We start from the raw sequence: 22622 nt of genomic DNA on the forward strand, positions 1-22622 counted from the left end.
GCGAGTGGGAACGATCAACTCAAAGCCCCATCTGCTTGCTGATGATCTCGTTCATCACTTCCCGAGTCCCGCCGCCAATCGACAGTATGCGGTTATCCCGATACAGCCGCTCCACCAGACTTTCACGCATGTAACCGAGCCCGCCGAGAATCTGCACCGCTTCGGTGGTGATCCGGTCTGAGGTGTCCGTGGCAAAGTTCTTCGCCATGGAGATCTCCTTGATCACGCTCTGCCCCGCGGCCATTTTCGCCGCTTGCCGGTAAGTAAATTCGCGCGACACTTCCAATGCCGTGGCCATTTCGGCAAGGCGATGCTTGATCACCTGAAACTTGCCGATTGGTTTGCCGAAGGCCTCACGCTCGCGCGCCCATTTCAGACTCTCATCCAGCGCAAGCTGCGAGGTCATGTTGGCCATCAGCGCCAGCGCCAGGCGTTCGCTCTGAAAGTTGCCCATGATGCAGGCGAAGCCCATGTTTTCCGCACCGATCAGATTGCCCAGCGGCACTCGGCAATCGTCGAAGAACAACTCGGCGGTGTCCGACGCCCACCAGCCCATCTTCTTCAACGAGCGGCCAACGGTGAAACCCGGTGTGCCCTTCTCGATCAGCAAGAGGCTGATGCCGCCAAAACCCGGCGCACCGGTGCGCACCGCGACAGTGTAGAAGTCGGCGCGCACGCCACTGGTGATAAAAGTTTTACTGCCGCTGACCCGGTAGCAGTCGCCGTCGCGTACCGCGCGGGTCTGCAGGTTGGCGACGTCGGAACCGCCGCCGGGTTCGGTCACCGCCAAGGCGCTGATTTTCTCGCCGCTGAGCACCTGCGGCACCACGCGATCACGCACCTCGGGCCGCGCCCATTTGACGATCGGCGGCAAGCCGATGTCCAGCGAACCCAGCCCCGCCACCAGGCCGCCAGAGCCGCAGCGCATCAACTCCTCACTGGCGGCAACCTTGGCAAACAGATCGCCCGCATGGCTGCCACCGAGCGCTTCGGGATAACCGATACCAAGGATGCCCGCCGCGCCGGCCTTCAGGTACAGCTCACGAGGGAAACTTTCGGCTTCTTCCCACTGGTCAATGTCCGGCAGGATCTCGCGCTCGACGAAACGCCGGACGCTGTCGCGGACCAATTGATGGCTGGGGTCGAAGTATTCCTGGAAGGCGGGCATGGGCAAACTCCGCGAAGGGGTTCACCGAACTTAACCGAGCGCTTGCTTGGTTTTCAACTCTATTGTGTAAATCTGACGGACCGCGGTGCGGTCATCGCTGGCAAGCCAGCTCCCACAGGGATCTCGGGCGTTCACAAATATTGTGTTCAACAAAGAAACCTGTGGGAGCTGGCTTGCCAGCGATGAGGCCAGAACAGACAGTAAAGAACTTACAGTGAGATGGGTTTACGCCCGGCAAACGAATGCGCCAGCGTGCCGCCGTCGACCAGTTCCAGTTCGCCACCCAGCGGCACGCCGTGCGCAATCCGCGAGGCGATCAGGCCCTTGTTCTGCAGCAGTTGCGCGATGTAATGCGCGGTCGCTTCACCTTCCACCGTCGGGTTGGTCGCGAGGATGACTTCGGTAAACGTGCCCGCCTCTTCAATCCGCGCCATCAACTGCGGAATGCCGATCGCCTCAGGCCCGAGGCCATCGAGCGGCGACAAATGCCCCTTGAGCACGAAATAACGTCCACGAAAACCGGTCTGCTCGACCGCGTAAACGTCCATCGGACCTTCAACCACGCACAACAGCGTGTCGTCGCGGCGATTATCGGCGCATTGCGGGCACAGATCGTCTTCGGTCAGCGTGCGGCATTGCCGGCAATGGCCGACCCCTTCCATGGCCTGACTCAGGGCCTGGGCCAGACGCACGCCACCGCTGCGATCGCGCTCGAGCATCTGCAACGCCATGCGCTGGGCGGTTTTCTGACCGACACCCGGCAAGGTGCGCAAGGCGTCGATCAGTTGGCGAATCAAAGGGCTGAAGCTCATGGGGAAAAGTCCGACAAAACAACGAGACGCGGTTTATACCCGCGCCTCCGGCCAGCGTCAAATGCTCAATCCTCAGCGACCTTCACCACCAGTTTGCCGAAGTTGCGCCCCTCCAGCAGACCGATAAACGCCTCGGGCGCCTGCTCCAGACCTTCGACCACGTCCTCGCGGAATTTGACCTTGCCGTCGCGCACCCAGGGCACCATGTGGCTGATGAATTCCGGCTGGCGGTCACCGTAGTCGTCGAAGACGATAAAGCCCTGAATGCGCACGCGCTTGGTCAGCAACGCGCGTTGCAACATTGGCAGGCGATCCGGGCCTTTCGGCGCTTCCGAAGCGTTGTACCCGGCAATCAGGCCGCACAACGGAATGCGCGCCTTGGGATTGAGCAACGGCACCACCGCATCGAAGACATGGCCGCCGACGTTCTCGAAATAAATGTCGATGCCCTCGGGGCAGGCCTTGGCCAATTGCTCGGCGAAATCGTCCGCCTTGTGGTCGATGCAGGCGTCGAAGCCCAGTTCCTCGACCACGTATTGGCATTTTTCGGCACCGCCGGCCACACCGACCACACGCAGGCCTTTGATCTTCGCCACCTGGCCGACCACCGAGCCGACTGCACCGGAAGCGGCGGCGACCACCAGGGTCTCGCCTTCTTGCGGCTGGCCGATGTCCATCAGGCCCATGTACGCGGTCATGCCCGGCATCCCCAGCACACCGAGGGCCATGGACGGACTCGGCAGGCCAGCGGGAATCGGAATGATGTTCCGGCCGTCGCTGATGCTATGGCTCTGCCAACCGGTCGCGCCGACCACCAGATCGCCCTTGTGGAATTTCGGATGACGCGAATCCTCGACACGGCTGACCGCGCCGCCCGTCATCACTTCGCCGATCTGCACTGGCGCTGCGTAAGACGGAGCATCGCTCATACGCCCGCGCATGTACGGATCGAGCGACAGGTACAGGGTTTTCAGCAGCACCTGACCGTCTTCGAGGTCCGGCAACGCTTCGCGCTCAAGACGGAAATTCTCCGGTGTCGGCGCACCGGTCGGCCGCGAGGCGAGGACGAAGCGTTGGTTGAGGGTGAGAGGGTCGGACATGTCAGCGTCTCCTGTGAATTGGAAATCGGCGGTATAGGGAGCAGACCGTTGTGGCGGTGGTGTGTTCGATGTTTCTTCAGTTGGCCGGGACTGATCGTTCCCATGCTCCGCGTGGGAACGATCAGGCTGCCCCGGCAGAAACAAAAATGCCAGGCGCAATGCCTGGCATTTTGTGTAGCTCATCTGCCGCCGCTTGGCGAATCAGAATGGCAGTTTCATCCCCGCTGGCAGGTTCATGCCGGCGGTCATGCTGCCCATTTTTTCCTGGCTGTTGGCTTCGATCTTGCGCACCGCGTCGTTGACGGCGGAAGCGACCACAGCTTCGAGCATTTCCTTGTCGTCTTCGCTCATGCCTTCGACCAGGCTCGGGTCGATGGTCACGCTCTTGACGTCATGACGGCCGGTCATCACCACGGTGACCATATCGCCGCCGGCCTTGCCGATGACTTCGGCGTTGGCCAGTTCTTCCTGCATCTTGGCCATTTTTTCCTGCATCTGCTGCGCCTGCTTCATCAGGCCGGCCATGCCACCTTTCATCATGGTAATCACCTCAAATGTACTTGGATCAAAACAGCGCCCGGCGAAGTCGGCCGGACACCTTCAGTTATTAGCCTTGGGTGACCAAGGCGTCGACAGGTTCAATAGTATCGTGTCGCACCACCGCACCGAACTGCTGAACCATCTGCTGGATGAACGGATCGCCGTGGATCGACTCCTCCGCCTCGCGCTGACGGTTGGCGCGGCGCCGTGAGGCAGCCTGGGCCGGGGTTTCCTGCTCGGGCTTGATCAGCTCGATGGTCAGGCTCAGCGTACGCCCGTGGAACTGGTTCAGCGCATCGTTGAGACGGCGCTGCTGAGTGGCGTTGAACAGCGCGCTGTGCGCCGGATCGAGGTGCATCAGCCAGTGATCGCCATCCACCGCGATCAGTGTGCAGTTGGCGGCGATGCTGCCGGTCATGCCGGAAATCGGCAGTTTCGGAAACAGCTCCAGCCATTGCGCAGCCAGACCGGTGGCCGGGGCCGCAGCCGGTTCAGGCTCGGGTTCCGGTTCGGGGTCGGCGGCGTGTTCACTGGCCAGTTCGTCGAGGTAGCTGTACGCCGAATCGATGTCCGGCTCGATGTAATCCTCGTCCAGCGGCGGCTCGTCGTCCAGATCAATGCCCGGCGTGGCGGCATCGACATCCGCGACCGACGGCTCAGGAATCGGCGCCGCAGCCCACTCCGGCGCATCAGGGACGACGCTGTCCGGGGTTGGCAGCGGCATCGGCGGCAACTCGGGTTGCTCGGCGGCAGTTTCCAGCACCGGCTCGACGGCGGGCTGCTGCACTGGCGCCGGTTCAGCCTCGGCTTCTACCGGGTCGTTCCACGGCAGATCAACCACCGCTTCGACGGCCACGGGCTCAGGCTCTGCCACGGGTTCCGGTTCAGCGGCTGCAACTGGCGCGGGCGCGGCGGCCGGTGCAGGTGCAGGCGCAGCCACTGGCGTCGGCGCTGGCGCAACGGGCGCGGCGACCACCGGCGCAGGCTTGGGCGCGGCAGCCACGGTGTTTGCGGAATCAACTGTGGCCTGGCTGATCCCCACTGGCTTTAGCGGTTGCCTCGGGGCGTCTGCCGTGTCGGCCGGTCGGAACGCCAGCATCCGCAGCAGAACCATCTCGAAACCACCGCGCGGGTCCGGCGCCAGCGGCAAGTCGCGGCGACCGATCAGGCCCATCTGGTAATAGAACTGCACGTCTTCGGCCGGCAACGCCTGGGCCAACGCCAATACGCGATCACGGTCGCCGTGTCCGTTGTCGACGCCTTCGGGCAACGCCTGGGCGATGGCGACACGGTGCAATACGTTAAGAATTTCCGAGAGCACGCCGTTCCAGTCCGGGCCCTGCTCGGCCAGATGCCGCACGGCTTCGAGCAATGCCTTGGCGTCGCCTTCGATCAACGCATGCAGGACGTCATAGACCTGGCCGTGATCCAGCGTGCCGAGCATCGCCCGCACGTCGGTAGCAAGGACCTTGCCTTCACCGAAAGCGATGGCCTGATCGGTCAGGCTCATGGCATCGCGCATCGAACCGTCAGCGGCGCGACCGAGCAGCCACAATGCATCGTCTTCAAACGGCACGTTCTCGGCGCTGAGGACGTGGGTCAAATGCTCGACCACACGCTCGGGCGTCATGTTCTTCAGGGAGAACTGCAGGCAGCGCGAGAGAATCGTTGCCGGAAGTTTCTGCGGATCAGTGGTCGCCAGGATGAACTTGACGTACGGCGGCGGCTCTTCGAGGGTTTTCAGCAGCGCATTGAAGGAATGGCTGGAAAGCATGTGCACTTCGTCGATCAGGTAGACCTTGAAGCGCCCACGGCTCGGCGCGTACTGCACGTTGTCGAGCAGCTCGCGAGTATCTTCGACCTTGGTGCGGCTGGCGGCGTCGATTTCGATCAGGTCGACGAAACGCCCCTCATCGATTTCCCGGCACACCGAGCACTCGCCGCACGGGCTGGAGGTGATACCTGTTTCACAGTTCAGGCATTTGGCAATGATCCGCGCAATGGTGGTCTTGCCCACCCCGCGCGTCCCGGTAAACAGGTACGCATGGTGCAGCCGCTGGCTGTCCAAGGCATTGATCAGAGCCTTGAGCACATGGGTCTGGCCGACCATTTCGCGGAACGAGCGCGGACGCCATTTACGTGCAAGAACCTGATAACTCATCGAAAACCGTCGCAACGAAGGAAGCTGAAGCGGCTAATGCTAGCGGAGCAAGGGCAAAATTGCATCCGGTGTCCGCGCCTAAAATGGCTAAGCTCCATCAGAAGAGGCTTTTATCGGCTCGGGACGGGCAATGACCGGAGCGTTTATGCGGTGGGCGATGGCGGCATTGCTGGGGATCAGCCTGAGCGCGACGGCGGCCGAACCGCCGCTGCGCTTCGCGGTGTCCGACAGTTGGGCGATGCCGATGGTGCAGCTCGAACGCAACCGCCCGACCCAGGGCATTCTTTACGACCTGATGCTCAGCCTGGCGACGCAGGTCGGCGTGCCGGCCGAATTCATCGTGCTGCCGCGCGCGCGCGTACAAAGCGCCATGGAAAACGACGAGATCGATGTGCGCTGCTATGCCGCCCAGTCGTGGCTGCCGAATCAGTCCGGCGATTACCTGTGGAGCGTGCCGCTGCTGTTCCAGCGCGACCTGCTGGTCAGCCGCAAGGACCAACCGCCAAACATTGATCCCGCCCACCTGCCCCGCCAGACCCTCGGCACCGTGCGAGGCTACACCTACCCGACACTGCAACCGCTGTTCGACGCCGATCAACTGCAACGTGAAGACGCACGCAATCAGGAGCTGGTGCTGGAAAAACTGCTGGCCGGGCGTTATCGCTACGCGGTGAGCAACCAGTGGACACTGGACTGGTTCAATCAACGCCTGCTGCCGGCCCAGCAACTGCAAGCGGTCGCGGTGCTGCAGGAGCAGGAAGTGGGCTGTTACGTGAGGAACGATCCGAGCGTGCCGGTGCAGCGGATATTGCGCACGTTGCTGCGGATGAAGATGTCGGGGGAGATTGAGGAGATTATTCGGTTGTATACCGGCAATTCCGACAATACCCCATAACCTTGTGGGAGCTGGCTTGCCAGCGATTGCGGATTTTCAGTGAAATAGTTGAACCTGACCCACCGCTATCGCTGGCAAGCCAGCTCCCACAGGAGCTTTGTCGCCAAGGGTATTTGTGTCGAATTGGTAAATCACAGACACAAAAAAACCGCAGTGGGCGAAACCCATGCAGTTCTGGTTGAAGCGTTCGATTGTTCGTTAAGGTGGCGACCCCACCAGCCACACCCCGGCACACAATGTTCCCGCTGTGGCTGCTGCCTTCCGGCTCTGACCAGGTTCACGGGTAATCGTTGCGGGGGGACCGATGGGGTCACCATAACGACGCTTGCCTGTCGGCGAGCCGCGCCATTGTACCTGTCTGAGACGAAGTTACAACCCTGGTTGCAGATTAAAAATATCAAGGGGCTCAAGCACTTGCTATTGCGCCTGGAGCACCTCGTCGGCCCGCCCTCCCGCCTGCTGGATGACCAGATGGATGAAGTGCAGCTTGGCAATCGCCGGCGCTGGCAGCACGAACGGGTAGAAATCCGGCTGCCCCATGCTGCGCGACAATTCGTTGAGCATGCCAGCCAGTTCGATCCACGCGTTGACGAATGACAGAAACGCTTCGCCACCGGGATGCTCCGGGTCGTACAAGGTGCTGGATGGAAACGGTTGGTAGTCAAAGTCCATTTCCCGCGCGCTCATGCCAAAGCCCAGTGCGGTGTCCACGGCGTCCATCATGTGCAGGTAATGCGCCCAGGTTTCCGCCCAGTCTTCCCATGGGTGCATGGTCGCGTAGGCGCTGACGTAGTGCTGCGGCCAGTCCAGCGGGGCGCCCTGCTGGTAATGCCGATCGAGCGCTTCGGCGTAACTGGCGCGCTCGTCGCCGAACAGGCTTCGAAACGCGCCGAGCCACGGGCCGTTGGCGATCAGGCGATCCCAGTAGTAGTGGCCGACTTCGTGGCGAAAATGCCCGAGCAGCGTGCGATAGGGTTCGTGCATCTGCGCCCGCACCTGCTCGCGGTGGGCGTCGTCGGCTTCCTTGATGTCGAGGGTGATCAGGCCGTTGGCGTGGCCGGTCATCGGTGCGTTGCCTTCGAGGTCGATGCCGATGAAGTCGAAGGCCAGTCCGGTTTCTTCGTCGACGCTTTTCGGGATGACCGGCAGGCCAAGGGTGATCAGTTGCGCGACGAGGCGGCGTTTGGCGATTTCGACTTTGCGCCAGCGCTCCGGGTTCTCCGGGACGGAGAGATCGGGAATGGTGCGATTGAGACTGCAGGCGATGCACAGGCTGTCGTGCTCGTTGGCCGGCAGCAGCCAGTTGCACGCAGCGGCTGTATCGAGGTTGGCGCACCGGCGAAACAATCCGGCGTCGGGATCGGCGTCGAGCGTCCATGTATCGGCTTGCGGCCCCGGCTGCAGCGAGGTCAGGCGGCTTTCTTCCGGTTGATAACCGAGCAAGGCGTTGCACGCCAGGCACTGGCTGTTGCGAAAGAACAGCGACTGCCCGCAGCGGCACGGCCAGATTTTGCTGTTGCGTGAAGACCCGGCCATGAACGGCGCGATGATGCGGGAACTGAGCTGCTCGAAGAAGCGGTGCATGGCGATCTCTCCCTGGGACTGGCCAAGACTAGATCATCCTGGCGCGAAGATCGTTCCCGCACCTTCTCGACTGATCGTTCCCACGCTCCGCCGCACCTCGCCACCTGATCGTTCCCACGCCTTCTCGACTGATCGTTCCCACGCTCCGCGTGGGAATGCCGCCCCGGACGCTCCGCGTCCGCTGTGACGCAGAGCGTCACGGGATGCGTTACCACGCGGAGCGTGGGAACGATCAGTTAAAGGGACGTTAGAAAAAGGTCACACGGAAATACCGTGGGTTTTGAGGAAAGCGATAAACGCCTCTTCATCCATGACCTTCACGCCCAGCTCATTGGCCTTGGTCAGTTTCGAGCCGGCACCGGGCCCGGCGACCACGCAATGGGTCTTGGCCGACACCGAGCCTGCGACTTTCGCGCCGAGGCTTTCCAGATGCTCTTTCGCCACATCCCGGCTCATCAATTCGACCTTGCCGGTCAGCACCCAGGTCTCGCCGGACAATGGCAGGCCTTCGACGACTTTCTTTTCGCTCTGCCAGTGCATGCCGAAATCACGCAGCTGTTTTTCCGACGCCTCAGCCAGTTGTCGATGCTCGGGCAGGGCAAAAAACTCGCGCACCGCATTCGCCTGTTTCTCCGGCAAGGCCTGGCGCATGTCCAGCCAGTCAGCGCTCATCACCGCTTCCAGCGAACCGAACTTGTCGGCGAGTTTCTGCGCGCCACCCGGGCCCACCGAAGGAATATGCAGCTTGTCGAGAAACCCGCCCAGCGTGGTGCTCGCGGCGAACTCGGCGCCCAGTTCGCCCTGATCCTGAATCTGCAAACCGTGGCCGAGCAACTCGCTGATGACCTGCTGGTTATGCGCATCCTCAAAGAAGCTGTGAATCTCGTGAGCCACTTCCAGCCCAACATCCGGCAGGTAGGTCAGCACTTGCGGCAAGGCTTGTTGTACCCGCTCCAGCGACCCCAGCGAGCGCGCCAGCACCTTGGCGGTCTCCTCGCCAACATCCGGGATGCCGAGCGCGTAGATAAAACGCGCCAGCCCCGGCTGTTTGCTGTCCTCGATCGCCTTCAACAGCTTGTTGCTGGACACCTCGGCAAAGCCTTCCAGATCGACGATGTCGTCGAACTTCAGCGCATACAGATCGGCCGGGGAATTGACCAGTCCCTCGTCGACCAATTGTTCGACGCTCTTGTCACCCAGCCCTTCAATGTCCATAGCCCGGCGCGAGACGAAGTGAATGATCGCCTGCTTGAGTTGCGCGCCACAGGCCAGACGGCCGACGCAGCGATACACCGCGCCTTCGCTGACGGTTTCCTTGCCCTTGCTGCGCTTGATCAGTTGCGTGCGCTCGACATGAGAACCGCAGACCGGGCAATTCTCTGGAATGGCCACTGCTCGCGCGTGTTCCGGGCGACGCTCGGTAACCACTTGCACGACTTGCGGAATCACATCACCGGCGCGGCGAATGATCACGGTATCGCCGATCATCAGGCCCAGTCGCGCGACTTCGTCCATGTTGTGCAGCGTGGCATTGGCGACGGTAACGCCGGCGACTTTCACCGGTTTCAAGCGCGCCACCGGCGTGACTGCGCCGGTGCGGCCGACCTGGAATTCCACGTCGAGCAGTTCGGTGAGTTCTTCCATGGCCGGGAATTTGTGCGCGATCGCCCAGCGCGGCTCGCGGGCGCGAAAGCCCAGTTCGCGCTGATCGGCAATGCTGTTGATCTTGAACACCACGCCGTCGATTTCATAGGCCAGCGAATCACGTCGCGCGCCGATGTCGCGGTAGTACTCCAGGCACTCGTCGATGCCCTTGGCCAGTTTCAGTTCGTGGCTGATCGGCATGCCCCACTTCTGCAACTGCTTGAGGTTGCCGATGTGGGTGTCGGAAATATCGTGCGAGACCTGGCCGATGCCGTAGCAGCAGAATTCCAGCGGCCGGTTGGCGGTGATCTTCGAATCGAGCTGGCGCAGGCTGCCGGCCGCGGCGTTGCGCGGGTTGGCGAAGGTCTTGCCGCCGATTTCCAGTTGCGAGGCATTGAGGCGCTCGAACCCGGCCTTGGACATGAACACTTCGCCGCGCACTTCCAGCGTCGCCGGCCAGCCTTCGCCATGCAGCTTGAGCGGGATGTTGCGCACGGTGCGCACGTTGACGCTGATGTCTTCACCGGTGGTGCCGTCGCCGCGCGTGGCGCCGCGCACCAGCACACCGTCCTGATACAGCAGACTGACCGCCAGGCCATCGAGTTTTGGCTCGCAGCTGTATTCCACGGCCGCCCCGTTGCCGAACAGATCGCCCGCGGGCAGGTCGAGCCCTTCGGTGACGCGGCGATCGAACTCGCGCATGTCGGTTTCTTCGAAGGCGTTGCCGAGGCTGAGCATCGGCACTTCATGGCGAACCTGAGTGAACGCGGTGAGCGCCACGCTGCCGACGCGCTGGGTCGGCGAGTCGCTGGTGATCAGTTCCGGGTTGGCCGCTTCCAGCGCCTTGAGCTCGTGGAACAACCGGTCGTACTCGGCGTCCGGAATGCTCGGCTCGTCGAGAACGTGGTAGCGGTAGTTGTGCTGGTCGAGTTCAGCGCGCAGCTCGAGGATGCGGTTTTTCGCGGCGGTCATGGTGGTCTCTCATAAAGCAAAAGAGCAGCCGAGGCTGCTCAATCATTCTGCCGATCGTCCCGTTAAACAGGAACAACCTTTTGTATCAACGCTTCTGGGTCAGGGCGCGGCGCTCGAATTCGACGATGCGCTGGCGGTAATGCTCGATGGTCTGCGCGGTCAGAACGCTGCGCTGGTCATCTTTCAGCTCGCCATTGAGTTCCTGCGACAGCTTGCGGGCTGCCGCCACCATCACGTCGAAGGCTTGCTTCGGATGACGCGGGCCTGGCAGGCCGAGGAAGAAGCTCACCGCCGGGGTGCTGAAATGGTCGATGTCGTCCAGATCGAAAATGCCCGGCTTGACCGCATTGGCCATGGAGAACAGCACTTCACCGTTGCCAGCCATGCTTTCGTGGCGGTGGAAAATATCCATCTCGCCAAATCGCAGACCGCTTTCGAGGATGTTCTGCAACAACGCCGGGCCTTTGAAGCCGGCCGGGTCGCGGCAGATCACGCTGATCACCAACACCTCTTCGGCTTGCGGCTGATCCTTGTCGGCTACCGCCGGCGAAGGCTTGCTGTCTTCAGCGAAGTCGTCGTCACGGCTGTTGAAGCTCGGGCCGCCATCCAGATCCAGGTCAAGGTTCAGGTCGCCCTGTGCCGGGCCGTTGCTGCCCCGCTTGCCACGTTTCGAAGCGGATTCGCGCGGCTCGCGGGCTTCACGGGCCGGCATGCTTACCGACGGCAGATCGTGCTCGTCCAGTTGCGGTTCCTTGTGCGTGTCCAGTACGCGGGCCGGGCCCAGCAGCTCGGCGCTGCTGTCCTCGTCCGGCAGGTTGGACAGACTTCGGTCAAGACGGAATTTCAGTTTTCCCTTGCCGCCGCGCATACGGCGCCAGCCATCGAAAAGAATACCGGCTATCACAATGATGCCGATGACGATCAGCCACTCGCGCAGACCGATTTCCATGTAATCCCGTGCCTCTATAAAAAATGCTGAAAAATAAGGGGTTTACACTGCGTAAACCGCTTTAAAACGTGGCGCCAACTCTATGTTCTGACAGGCGTTTTGCCCACGTATACGAAAAATTGACATTAAACTAGCACGATCAACGGCTTCGCAGCTACAAGCTTTAAGCTACAGGCTCCAAGCCATTTACTTGCAGCTTGAAGCTCGCGGCTCAAAGCTGCGCCGCTAGGCGTCCACCATCGCCATCGCCTCCTCGACATCCACCGCCACCAGCCGCGAACAACCCGGCTCGTGCATCGTCACGCCCATCAACTGCTCGGCCATTTCCATGGCGATCTTGTTGTGGGTGATATAGATGAACTGCACGGTCTGCGACATCTCTTTGACCAGGCGTGCGTAGCGTCCAACGTTAGCGTCATCCAGTGGCGCGTCAACCTCATCGAGCATGCAGAACGGCGCCGGATTCAACTTGAAGATGGCAAAAACCAGGGCCAGTGCCGTCAGGGCTTTTTCGCCACCGGAGAGCAAATGGATGGTGCTGTTCTTCTTTCCGGGCGGCTGCGCCATGATCGTCACCCCTGTATCGAGTAGATCTTCGCCCGTCAGTTCCAAATACGCGCGCCCGCCGCCAAAAACTTTTGGGAAAAGCGCCTGTAAACCGCCGTTGATCTGATCAAAGGTATCCTTGAAACGGTTGCGGGTCTCCTTGTCGATCTTGCGAATGACGTTTTCCAGCGTCTCCAGCGCTTCGACCAGATCGGCATCCTGCGCATCCAGATAACGTTTACGCTCCGATTGTTGCGTGTATTCGTCGATGGCCGCGAGGTTGATCGCGCCCAGGCGCTGAATCCGCGCATTGATGCGTTCGAGTTCTTCCTCGGCTTCGCGTTCACTGGCCTGTGCGGTCAATGTCGCGAGCACACCGTTGAGATCGTAGCCGTCTTCGAGCAACTGATCCTGCAAGGCCTTGCGCCGCACGGTCAGGGCTTGCCATTCCATGCGTTGCTGTTCGAGCTGGCCGCGAATCAGCTGCGATTGCTGCTCGGCCTGGGTGCGGCGTTTTTCCGCGTCGCGCAGTTCGCGGTCGGCGTCTTCCAGGGCGATCTGTGCGGTCTTGAGTTCTTCGTCGACGGTCATGCGCTTGTCGAGCAGTTCTTCGAGTTTCAGGCGCAGCTCTTCCAGCGGCGCCTCGCCCTCCTCCAGATTCAGACTCAACTGTTCGCGTTTTTCGGTCAGGCGCTCGGCCTGCATTTCCAGGCGCTCGAGCGCCTGGCGCGTGGAGTCGTGCTGCGCGCGCAACGAGCCGAGACGCACGGCCAATTGATGGGCGTGGTCCTTGTGCTGCCGCGCTTCCTGACGCACCCGATCGAGGCGTTCGCGCAGGCTGTCGCGCTGGGCCAGCAGCAACTCGCGCTGCTCGGTATCGAGCGCCATGGCGTCCAGCGCTTCCTGCAATTGCATGCGCGCTTCGCCGACCTGTTCGTGTTCCAGCTCGCGTTGTTCGGCGAGTTCGACCAGTTCTTCATCGAGACGCGTGCGGCGCAGGGTCAGTTGTTCGGCCTTGGCTTTGCCGGCGGACAACTGCGCTTTCAATTCGCCTTGCTGACGGGCTTCGTCCTGCAGCAAACGGCGCAGATGCTCGCGACCGTTTTCCTGTTGACGCTGTTGCGCACGCAGGGTTTGCAGGCGCGCTTCCATGGCCTCGACCGTGGCTTCCTTCTCTTCGCGCTCGAGGTGCAGTGCTTCGATTTCCTGCCCACGAGCGAGCATGCCGCTTTCCGCTTCGCTGGCCCGGCGCACGCGCAAAAAGTGCCGACCGACCCAGTAACCGTCGCGGCTGATCAGGCTTTCGCCAGCGCCGAGCTGCCCGCGCATGGCCAAGGCCTGCTCGAGGCTATCGACCGGTTTGACCTGAGCGAGCCACGGCGACAGATCGATCTGCGCCTCGACTTTATCCAGCAGACTGCCAGCCACGCGCACACCATCGCTGGCCGGACTGAGCAGGCGCAGATCGCCCTGGCTGAAGCCGGACAGATCGAAGCCGCTGAAATCGTCGACCAGCACCGCTTGCAGATCGGCGCCGAGCACGGTTTCCACCGCCAGCTCCCAACCGGCCTCGACCTTGAGGCCTTCGGCCAGACGCGGGCGCTCGGTGAGGTTGTGTTCCTTCAGCCATTCGGCAGTGCCGGTGCCCGGATCCAGCGCCGCCTGTTGCAAGGCTTCAAGGGATGCGAGGCGCCCGTTGAGCCGCTGCAGATCGCCCTGCGCCTGTTGCTGCGCGGTCAGCGCTTGCTGCAGCTCCTGGCGCAGCTGTTCGAGCTTTTCGACCTGCGCTTCTTCACTGGTTTGCAAATCTTCCAGCGTCGCTTCGGACTCGGCGAGTTGCTCGTTGAGCGCCATGATCGCTGCGTCTTCCGGGTCGGCGGACAGCAGCGCGCGTTCTTCGCCGAGGCGTTTCTGCCGGTCGGCCAGACGCTCCATGCTCGACTCGAGTTGCTGAATGCGCGACTGCTGCACTTCGGCCTGACGCCGCGGTTCGGCGGAGGTCAGGTTGAACGCATCCCACTGCTCCTGCCAGCCGTGCATCACGCTTTCGGAATCTTCCAGTGCCGCGGCGGCTTCTTCGGCGGCGGCGCTGGTGACTTCCTGCTCGGGGACGAGCATGTCGAGCTCTTCGCCAAGGGTCAGCAATAAGGTGCGGTCGTGACCCAGGTGCGATTCGGTTTCCAGGCGCGCGCGTTCGGCTTCCTTGAGATCGTCCTGCAATTGGCGCAAGCGTTGCTGGCCATGCTGGATGCTCTGCTCGACCCGGGCGATGTCGCCGCCGACCGAATAGAAACGCCCCTGCACCAGATTGAAGCGCTCGGACAGATCGTGGTGGCCGTCGCGCAGGCGCTCGATCGCCGCGTCAGCGTTACGCTGCTCGGCGACCAACGCCTCGAAACTGATTTCCTGGGTGCCGATGATCGACTCGCGCTGGCCGACCTGCTCGTTGAGATCCTGCCAGCGCAGCGCCGACAGTTGCGCCTTGAGCTGACGCTCCTCGGCCTTGAATTCCTGATACTTCTTCGCCGCTTCGGCCTGCCGGTGCAGGCGTTCGAGCTGGCGTTCCAGCTCTTCGCGCAGGTCGGTCAGACGCGCGAGGTTTTCGTGGGTGCGGCGGATGCGGTTTTCGGTTTCGCGCCGACGTTCCTTGTACTTGGAGATGCCGGCGGCTTCTTCGATGAAGTTACGCAGGTCTTCGGGCTTGGACTCGATCAGCTTGGAGATCATCCCCTGCTCGATGATCGAGTAGCTGCGCGGCCCGAGGCCGGTGCCGAGGAAGATATCGGTGATGTCGCGCCGCCGGCATTTGGTGCCGTTGAGGTAATAAGTGGTCTGGCTGTCGCGGGTGACTTTGCGGCGAATGGAAATCTCGGCGTAGGCCGCGTACTCACCCAGCAAGGTCCCGTCGGAGTTGTCGAACACCAGTTCGATGCTCGCCTGGCTCACCGGCTTGCGGCTGGTCGAGCCATTGAAGATGACGTCGGTCATCGACTCGCCGCGAAGGTTCTTTGCCGAACTTTCGCCCATCACCCAGCGTACGGCGTCGATGATGTTCGACTTGCCGCAACCGTTCGGCCCGACCACTGCCGCCATGTTACTGGGGAAGTTCACCGTGGTCGGATCGACGAAGGATTTGAATCCTGCCAGTTTGATGCACTTGAGCCGCACGCTTAAGCAACCGTCAGCGCAGACACCACCAGATCGCAGCTGCGCTGGGCGTACGCCGTCAGCACGATGCGGATCTGCGGCAAATCACGGGCGAGCACGGCGGCGAGCAGGCGTTCGAACAGCTCAAGGAACTCGCTCATTTCTGCCTTGCGCTGTTCGAGGGCGAGAAAGTACGCACGGCTCATCGCCGGTTGCAGGTTCTCGACGGTTTCCTGCAGATACGGATTGTTGGCGAACGGATAAGCCGCGCGCATCACCGCGAAGCTGTCATCGACGAAGCTGCGGATATCGCCGCGTTCGTAATGCCCGGTCAGGCGCTGCTGGATCTGCACGAACGGCGCCATGTCCGACTGCACTTGCCAGCCGTTGGCCACCGAATTGCCGAGCAGGATGTACAGCTCGCTCATCAGCGTGCACAGGCTCTGCACCTTGTGCGCAGTGAGTTCGGTGACGTGGGCGCCACGCCGCGGCAGGATCGCGATCAGGTGGCGGCGTTCGAGGATGAGCAAGGCTTCGCGGACCGAGCCGCGGCTGACATTGAGCGCCAGCGTGACCTTCTGTTCCTGGATACGCTCTCCCGGCTTCATTTCGCCACGAATGATGCGCTCGGCGAGGTGGTGAGCGATTTGCTCGGCGAGGCTGTCCGGCGCCTTGAACGTCATGGTTGTCCTTCAAACTCTATCGATCTGCACAAGCGGCGCAGTGTAGCGCAAATGCACGGTCATGGCGGAGTGCCCACTCAGCGGTTTTTGGCACGATTCCCGCAAAAAAGCGCAGTGACCGATGAGGGTCAATACTGAATAGACACGTTGTTGATCGGCGAAACCGTTTTTCCTGACCTTTAAGTCAGAAAACCATTGACCGAAAAGTCAGACCTGCTAAATTCGGTTCACGTCGGTTAACAACAATAATGAGTCTGCGAGGCCTTCCGTGATCCAGTTTTTACTTAACCAGGAACTCCGTAGCGAGCACGCCCTGGACCCGAATCTGACTGTGCTCAATTACCTGCGCGACCATGTCGGCAAGCCCGGCACCAAAGAAGGTTGCGCCAGCGGTGACTGCGGTGCGTGCACCGTGGTGGTCGGCGAGTTGCAGACGGATGACGCCGGGCGTGAGCACATTCGTTATCGCAGCCTCAATTCGTGCCTGACCTTTGTGTCGTCGCTGCACGGCAAACAACTGATCAGCGTTGAAGACCTCAAACATAAAGGCGAACTGCACAGCGTCCAGCAAGCCATGGTCGAGTGCCACGGCTCGCAGTGCGGTTTCTGCACCCCCGGCTTCGTCATGTCGCTGTTTGCCCTGCAAAAGAACAGCGATGCCCCGGATCACGCCAAGGCCCACGAAGCGCTGGCCGGCAACCTCTGCCGCTGCACTGGCTATCGGCCGATTCTGGCGGCGGCCGAGCAATCGTGCTGCGCTAAACAGCCCGATCAGTTCGACGCCCGCGAAGCCGAAACCATCGCCCGCCTCAAAGCCATCGCCCCGACCGATATCGGCGAACTCAACAGCGGCGACAAGCGCTGCCTGGTGCCGCTGACCGTGGCCGATCTGGCCGACCTTTACGACGCTTATCCACAAGCCCGGCTGCTCGCCGGCGGCACCGATCTGGCCCTGGAGGTCACCCAGTTCCACCGCACCTTGCCGGTTATGATCTACGTCGGCAACGTCGCGGAAATGAAGCGCATCGAACGCTTTGAAGATCGCCTCGAAATCGGCGCCGCCACCGCCCTCTCCGACTGCTACGAAGCACTGAAGGCCGAGTACCCGGACTTCGGCGAACTGCTGCAGCGCTTCGCCTCCCTGCAGATCCGCAACCAGGGCACCCTCGGCGGCAACATCGGCAACGCCTCGCCGATCGGTGATTCGCCACCGCTGCTGATCGCCCTCGGCGCGCAGATCGTGCTGTGCAAAGGCGAAACCCGCCGCACGTTGAATCTGGAAGATTACTTCATCGATTACCGCGTCACGGCCCGCCAGGAAAGTGAGTTCATCGAAAAAATCATCGTCCCGCGTGCCAGCGCCGAGCAGTTGTTCCGTGCCTATAAAGTGTCGAAGCGTCTGGACGACGACATCTCCGCCGTCTGCGCCGCGTTCAATCTGCGCGTGGAAAACGGTGTGATCGCCGACGCCCGCGTCGCCTTCGGCGGCATGGCAGCCATTCCGAAACGCGCCGCGCATTGCGAAGCCGTGCTGCTCGGTCAGCCGTTCAATAACGCCGTGATCGAACGCGCCTGCGCCGCACTGGCCGAGGACTTCACGCCGCTGAGCGACTTCCGCGCGAGCAAGGAATATCGCCTGCTCAGCGCGCAGAACCTGCTGCGCAAATACTTCATCGAACTGCAAACACCGCACATCGAGACTCGGGTGACCGCTTATGTCTAACCATCACGGCGTAGAGAAAACTCAAGCTGAACTGGCTGAACTGTTCGCCAAAGACCTGACCACCGGCGTCGGCCGCAGCGTCAAGCACGACAGCGCCGCCAAGCATGTGTCCGGTGAAGCGCAGTACATTGATGATCGTCTGGAATTTCCGAACCAGTTGCACCTGTACGCGCGTCTGTCGGACCGCGCCCACGCGAAAATCCTCAGCATCGACACCCAGCCCTGCTACGCCTTCGAAGGCGTGCGCATCGTCATCACCCACGAAGACGTGCCGGGCCTGAAAGACATCGGCCCGTTGCTACCGGGCGATCCGCTGCTGGCCATCGACGATGTGCAATTCGTCGGCCAGCCGGTGCTCGCCGTCGCGGCGAAGGATCTGGAAACCGCGCGCAAAGCGGCGATGGCCGCGATCATCGAATACGAAGATCTGGAACCGGTGCTCGACGTGGTCGAAGCCTTGCGCAAACGCCATTTCGTGCTCGACAGCCACACCCATCAGCGTGGCGATTCAGTGTCCGCGCTGGCCAGCGCCGAACACCGCATTCAGGGCACCTTGCACATCGGCGGTCAGGAACACTTCTATCTGGAAACGCAGATCTCCTCGGTGATGCCGACCGAAGACGGCGGCATGATCGTCTACTGCTCGACGCAGAACCCCACCGAAGTGCAGAAACTGGTCGCCGAAGTGCTGGACGTGTCGATGAACAAGATCGTCGTCGACATGCGCCGCATGGGCGGTGGTTTCGGCGGCAAGGAAACCCAGGCCGCGAGCCCGGCGTGCCTCTGCGCGGTGGTCGCGCACCTCACCGGCCAGCCGACCAAGATGCGCCTGCCGCGCGTCGAAGACATGCTGATGACCGGCAAGCGCCACCCGTTCTATGTCGAGTACGACGTCGGTTTCGACAGCACCGGTCGCCTGCACGGGATCAACATGGACCTGGCCGGCAACTGCGGTTGCTCGCCGGACCTGTCGGCGTCGATCGTTGACCGCGCGATGTTCCACTCGGACAACTCCTACTACCTCGGCGATGCGACCATCAACGGTCACCGCTGCAAGACCAACACTGCGTCGAACACCGCCTATCGCGGCTTCGGCGGCCCACAAGGCATGGTCGCCATCGAAGAAGTGATGGACGCGATCGCCCGCCACCTCAACCTCGATCCGCTGGCGGTGCGCAAGGCCAACTACTACGGCAAGACCGAACGCAACGTTACTCACTACTACCAGACCGTCGAGCACAACATGCTCGAAGAGATGACCGCCGAACTGGAAGAAAGCAGCCAGTACGCCGAGCGCCGCGAAGCGATCCGTCGCTACAACGCCAACAGCCCGATCCTGAAAAAGGGTCTGGCGCTGACCCCGGTGAAATTCGGTATTTCTTTTACCGCGAGCTTCTTGAACCAGGCCGGTGCGCTGATCCACATCTACACCGACGGCAGCATCCACCTGAACCACGGTGGCACGGAAATGGGCCAGGGTCTGAACACCAAAGTCGCCCAAGTTGTGGCTGAAGTGTTCCAGGTCGAAATCGACCGCGTGCAGATTACCGCGACCAATACCGACAAGGTGCCGAACACCTCGCCGACCGCCGCCTCCAGCGGTGCCGACCTCAACGGTAAAGCGGCGCAGAACGCGGCAGAAACCATCAAGCATCGTCTGGTCGAATTCGCCGCGCGGCACTTCAAGGTCAGCGAAGAAGACGTCGAGTTCCGCAACGGCCATGTGCGCGTGCGTGAACACATTCTGACCTTCGAAGCGCTGATCCAGCAGGCGTATTTCAATCAGGTGTCGCTGTCGAGCACCGGCTTCTACAAGACGCCGAAAATCTACTACGACCGCAGTCAGGCCCGTGGTCGTCCGTTCTACTACTTCGCGTTCGGCGCGGCGTGCTGCGAAGTGATCGTCGACACACTGACCGGCGAGTACAAGATGCTGCGCACCGACATTCTTCACGACGTCGGCGCCTCGCTGAACGCGTCGATCGACATCGGTCAGGTCGAGGGCGGTTTCGTCCAGGGCATGGGCTGGCTGACCATGGAAGAGCTGGTCTGGAACAACAAGGGCAAGCTGATGACCAACGGCCCGGCCAGTTACAAGATCCCGGCCGTGGCGGACATGCCGCTGGACCTGCGGGTGAAACTGGTGGAAAACCGCAAGAACCCGGAAGACACGGTGTTCCATTCCAAGGCTGTGGGCGAGCCGCCGTTCATGCTCGGGATTGCCGCGTGGTGCGCGATCAAGGATGCGGTGGCGAGCCTCGGTGACTACAAGCATCAACCGAAAATCGACGCACCGGCGACCCCGGAGCGGGTGTTGTGGGGATGTGAGCAGATGCGCCAGCTCAAAGCGGTGAAAACGACCGCGACCGAAGTCGAGGTTGTTTGATGATCGTTCCCACGCTCCGCGTGGGAATGCAGCCCGCGACGCTCTGCGTCGCTCCCTGAACAGCGGACGCGGAGCGTCCAGTGATGCATTCCCACGCAGAGCGTGGGAACGATCTGAGAGGTGTTTATGTACAACTGGATCGACGCCCTCGCCGACCTGCAGAACCAGGGCGAGCCCTGTGTGCTGGTGACGATCATCGAAGAGCTCGGCTCGACACCACGCAATGCCGGCTCGAAAATGGTCGTCAGCGCCCACCGGATGTTCGACACCATCGGTGGCGGGCATCTGGAATACAAGGCCATGCAGATCGCCCGCGACATGCTCGCCAGCGGCAAGCAGGACACCCATCTGGAGCGTTTCAGCCTCGGTGCCAGTCTCGGCCAGTGCTGCGGTGGCGCCACGGTGTTGCTGTTCGAACCGATGGGCCAGGTGCAAGCGCAGATCGCCGTATTCGGCGCCGGCCACGTCGGTCGCGCCCTGGTGCCGCTGCTTGCCAGTCTGCGCTGCCGGGTGCGCTGGATCGATTCGCGCGCGGCGGAATTCCCTGAGCACATCCCCCACGGCGTACGTAAAATCGTCAGCGAAGAGCCTGTGGATGAAATCGATGATTTGCCCGCCGGCAGCTATTGCATCGTCATGACCCACAACCATCAGCTCGACCTGGAACTCACCGCCGCCATTCTCAAACGCAACGACTTCGCCTGGTTCGGCCTGATCGGCTCGAAGACCAAACGCGTCAAGTTCGAACATCGCCTGCGTGATCGCGGTTTCGACCCCGGCGTGGTGCAACGCATGCGCTGCCCGATGGGCATCAGCGAAGTCAAAGGCAAACTGCCGGTGGAGATCGCCATTTCCATCGCCGGCGAAATCATCGCCACCTACAACGCCAACTTCGGCCAGCACAGCGCCAGCGCCGAACCGATTGCCCGATTGCTGCCGGCCTCGCGCCGCAGCCAGTCCGCCAAACTCAAAGCCTCAAACTGATTAGAGAACCCTCATGCCTCTGACTCGCAAAGCCTACCGCGCCGCCATCCTGCACAGCATTGCCGACCCCGCCGAAGTCGGCATCGAAGCCTCCTACGAATATTTCGAGGACGGCCTGCTGGTGGTCGATGGCGGCAAGATCAGTGCCCTCGGCCACGCCAGCGACCTGCTGCCGACCCTGCCGGCGGACATTGAGATCGAGCATCATCAAGACGCGCTGATCACCCCGGGCTTCATCGACACCCACATCCACCTGCCGCAAACCGGTATGGTCGGTTCCTATGGCGAGCAACTGCTCGACTGGCTCAACACCTACACCTTCCCCTGCGAAAGCCAGTTCGGCGACAAGGCTCACGCCGACGAAGTGGCGGACATTTTCATCAAGGAACTGCTGCGCAACGGCACCACCACCGCGCTGGTGTTCGGCAGCGTGCACCCGCAATCGGTGAACTCGTTTTTTGAAGCGGCCGAAAAGCTCGACCTGCGGATGATCGCCGGCAAAGTGATGATGGACCGCAACGCCCCGGACTACCTGGTCGACACCGCCGAATCGAGCTACGTCGAGAGCAAGGCGTTGATCGAGCGCTGGCACGGCAAGGGCCGCCTGCACTATGCAGTGACCCCGCGCTTCGCGCCGACCAGCACCCCGGAACAACTGACCCTCGCCGGCCAACTGCTGACCGAATACCCGGATCTGTACATGCAGACCCACATCAGCGAGAACCTCAAGGAAATCGAGTGGGTCAAGGAGCTGTTCCCGGAACGCAAAGGCTACCTCGACGTTTACGACCACTATCAGCTGCTCGGCGAGCGCTCGGTGTTTGCCCACGGCGTGCACCTGTGCGATGACGAATGCGCGCGGCTGGCGGAGACCGGTTCGGCGATCTCGTTCTGCCCGACCTCGAACCTGTTCCTCGGCAGCGGTTTGTTCAACCTGCCGATGGCGGAAAAGCACAAGCTCAATGTCGGCCTGGGCACGGATGTCGGCGGCGGCACCAGTTTCTCGCTGCTGCAGACGCTGAACGAAGCGTACAAGGTAATGCAACTGCAAGGTGCGCGGCTGAGCCCGTTCAAGTCGCTGTATCTGGCGACCCTGGGCGGTGCGCGGGCGCTGCGTCTGGAAGACAAGATCGGCAACCTGCAACCCGGCAGTGATGCCGACTTCCTGGTGCTGGATTACAACGCCACGCCGCTGCTGAACTACCGGTTGAAGCAGTCCAATAACATTGCCGAAACGTTGTTCGTGCTGATGACTTTGGGCGATGACCGAACCGTGTCGCAGACCTATGCGGCGGGGGCTTTGGTGCATCAGCGCTAAGCCTCTTCGC

The 22622-nt window shown here is 61.8% G+C and carries 15 protein-coding genes and 1 other RNA gene; 5 read left to right on the forward strand and 11 right to left on the reverse strand.

Annotated elements, in window-relative coordinates:
• Positions 1-19: 19 nt before the first annotated feature.
• The 5 genes from M0746_RS15875 to dnaX all read right to left on the reverse strand — a co-directional run bounded on the left by M0746_RS15875 (position 20) and on the right by dnaX (position 5781).
• On the reverse strand, positions 20-1168 hold the full coding sequence (locus M0746_RS15875; RefSeq protein ID WP_258449864.1) for an acyl-CoA dehydrogenase family protein: 1149 nt from the start codon (positions 1166-1168) through the stop codon (positions 20-22).
• Between the two features lie 209 nt (positions 1169-1377).
• Complete coding sequence (gene recR / locus M0746_RS15880; protein ID WP_258449865.1) at positions 1378-1980, reverse strand: recombination mediator RecR; 603 nt, start codon at positions 1978-1980, stop codon at positions 1378-1380.
• Between the two features lie 65 nt (positions 1981-2045).
• Positions 2046-3080, reverse strand: a complete 1035-nt coding sequence (locus M0746_RS15885) for an NADP-dependent oxidoreductase (RefSeq protein ID WP_258449866.1) — start codon at positions 3078-3080, stop codon at positions 2046-2048.
• Positions 3081-3281: 201 nt separating this feature from the next.
• Positions 3282-3620: a YbaB/EbfC family nucleoid-associated protein gene (locus M0746_RS15890; RefSeq protein ID WP_093103000.1), complete on the reverse strand. Its 339-nt coding sequence runs from the start codon at positions 3618-3620 to the stop codon at positions 3282-3284.
• A 67-nt stretch (positions 3621-3687) separates the two neighbouring features.
• A complete protein-coding gene (gene dnaX, locus M0746_RS15895) occupies positions 3688-5781 on the reverse strand; it encodes a DNA polymerase III subunit gamma/tau (protein ID WP_258449867.1) in 2094 nt (697 codons plus the stop codon).
• A gap of 145 nt (positions 5782-5926) precedes the next feature.
• Here dnaX and M0746_RS15900 point away from each other — a divergent pair, with 145 nt between their 5' ends.
• Positions 5927-6676: a substrate-binding periplasmic protein gene (locus tag M0746_RS15900; RefSeq protein ID WP_258449868.1), complete on the forward strand. Its 750-nt coding sequence runs from the start codon at positions 5927-5929 to the stop codon at positions 6674-6676.
• A 210-nt stretch (positions 6677-6886) separates the two neighbouring features.
• On the opposite strand, the gene ffs is transcribed toward M0746_RS15900, so the two are convergent.
• From ffs to M0746_RS15930, 6 genes are all read right to left on the reverse strand, one after another.
• An RNA gene (gene ffs / locus M0746_RS15905) (signal recognition particle sRNA small type) lies at positions 6887-6983 on the reverse strand.
• 110 nt (positions 6984-7093) lie between these two features.
• Positions 7094-8260, reverse strand: coding sequence for a zinc-binding metallopeptidase family protein (locus M0746_RS15910; protein WP_258449869.1), 1167 nt, complete (start codon positions 8258-8260; stop codon positions 7094-7096).
• 258 nt (positions 8261-8518) lie between these two features.
• Positions 8519-10876, reverse strand: coding sequence for an NAD-dependent DNA ligase LigA (ligA, locus tag M0746_RS15915; RefSeq protein ID WP_258449870.1), 2358 nt, complete (start codon positions 10874-10876; stop codon positions 8519-8521).
• 85 nt (positions 10877-10961) lie between these two features.
• The gene (gene zipA / locus M0746_RS15920; protein WP_258449871.1) at positions 10962-11825 is read right to left on the reverse strand and encodes a cell division protein ZipA; all 864 of its coding nucleotides are present in this window, start codon (positions 11823-11825) and stop codon (positions 10962-10964) included.
• A 225-nt stretch (positions 11826-12050) separates the two neighbouring features.
• On the reverse strand, positions 12051-15539 hold the full coding sequence (gene smc, locus M0746_RS15925) for a chromosome segregation protein SMC (RefSeq protein WP_258449872.1): 3489 nt from the start codon (positions 15537-15539) through the stop codon (positions 12051-12053).
• A gap of 2 nt (positions 15540-15541) precedes the next feature.
• The gene (locus M0746_RS15930) at positions 15542-16201 is read right to left on the reverse strand and encodes a GntR family transcriptional regulator (protein ID WP_093103020.1); all 660 of its coding nucleotides are present in this window, start codon (positions 16199-16201) and stop codon (positions 15542-15544) included.
• A gap of 268 nt (positions 16202-16469) precedes the next feature.
• Here M0746_RS15930 and xdhA point away from each other — a divergent pair, with 268 nt between their 5' ends.
• From xdhA to guaD, 4 genes are all read left to right on the forward strand, one after another.
• The gene (gene xdhA / locus M0746_RS15935; RefSeq protein ID WP_258449873.1) at positions 16470-17924 is read left to right on the forward strand and encodes a xanthine dehydrogenase small subunit; all 1455 of its coding nucleotides are present in this window, start codon (positions 16470-16472) and stop codon (positions 17922-17924) included.
• Positions 17917-20310: a xanthine dehydrogenase molybdopterin binding subunit gene (gene xdhB / locus M0746_RS15940; RefSeq protein WP_258449874.1), complete on the forward strand. Its 2394-nt coding sequence runs from the start codon at positions 17917-17919 to the stop codon at positions 20308-20310. Before xdhA ends, xdhB begins: the two co-directional genes overlap by 8 nt.
• Before the next feature lie 126 nt (positions 20311-20436).
• Complete coding sequence (xdhC, locus tag M0746_RS15945) at positions 20437-21294, forward strand: xanthine dehydrogenase accessory protein XdhC (RefSeq protein ID WP_258449875.1); 858 nt, start codon at positions 20437-20439, stop codon at positions 21292-21294.
• A gap of 13 nt (positions 21295-21307) precedes the next feature.
• Complete coding sequence (gene guaD, locus M0746_RS15950) at positions 21308-22612, forward strand: guanine deaminase (RefSeq protein ID WP_258449876.1); 1305 nt, start codon at positions 21308-21310, stop codon at positions 22610-22612.
• Positions 22613-22622: the final 10 nt, after the last annotated feature.

Source organism: Pseudomonas sp. S11P7 (genome assembly GCF_023195435.1).
GTDB lineage: Bacteria > Pseudomonadota > Gammaproteobacteria > Pseudomonadales > Pseudomonadaceae > Aquipseudomonas > Aquipseudomonas fluorescens_G.

Coding starts and splice junctions, on each gene's coding strand:
- M0746_RS15875 (WP_258449864.1), bottom strand. CDS start 1,168: ATGCCCGCCTTCCAGGAATACTTCGACCCCAGCCATCAATTGGTCCGC.
- recR (WP_258449865.1), bottom strand. CDS start 1,980: ATGAGCTTCAGCCCTTTGATTCGCCAACTGATCGACGCCTTGCGCACC.
- M0746_RS15885 (WP_258449866.1), bottom strand. CDS start 3,080: ATGTCCGACCCTCTCACCCTCAACCAACGCTTCGTCCTCGCCTCGCGG.
- M0746_RS15890 (WP_093103000.1), bottom strand. CDS start 3,620: ATGATGAAAGGTGGCATGGCCGGCCTGATGAAGCAGGCGCAGCAGATG.
- dnaX (WP_258449867.1), bottom strand. CDS start 5,781: ATGAGTTATCAGGTTCTTGCACGTAAATGGCGTCCGCGCTCGTTCCGC.
- M0746_RS15900 (WP_258449868.1), top strand. CDS start 5,927: ATGCGGTGGGCGATGGCGGCATTGCTGGGGATCAGCCTGAGCGCGACG.
- M0746_RS15910 (WP_258449869.1), bottom strand. CDS start 8,260: ATGCACCGCTTCTTCGAGCAGCTCAGTTCCCGCATCATCGCGCCGTTC.
- ligA (WP_258449870.1), bottom strand. CDS start 10,876: ATGACCGCCGCGAAAAACCGCATCCTCGAGCTGCGCGCTGAACTCGAC.
- zipA (WP_258449871.1), bottom strand. CDS start 11,825: ATGGAAATCGGTCTGCGCGAGTGGCTGATCGTCATCGGCATCATTGTG.
- M0746_RS15930 (WP_093103020.1), bottom strand. CDS start 16,201: ATGACGTTCAAGGCGCCGGACAGCCTCGCCGAGCAAATCGCTCACCAC.
- xdhB (WP_258449874.1), top strand. CDS start 17,917: ATGTCTAACCATCACGGCGTAGAGAAAACTCAAGCTGAACTGGCTGAA.
- xdhC (WP_258449875.1), top strand. CDS start 20,437: ATGTACAACTGGATCGACGCCCTCGCCGACCTGCAGAACCAGGGCGAG.
- guaD (WP_258449876.1), top strand. CDS start 21,308: ATGCCTCTGACTCGCAAAGCCTACCGCGCCGCCATCCTGCACAGCATT.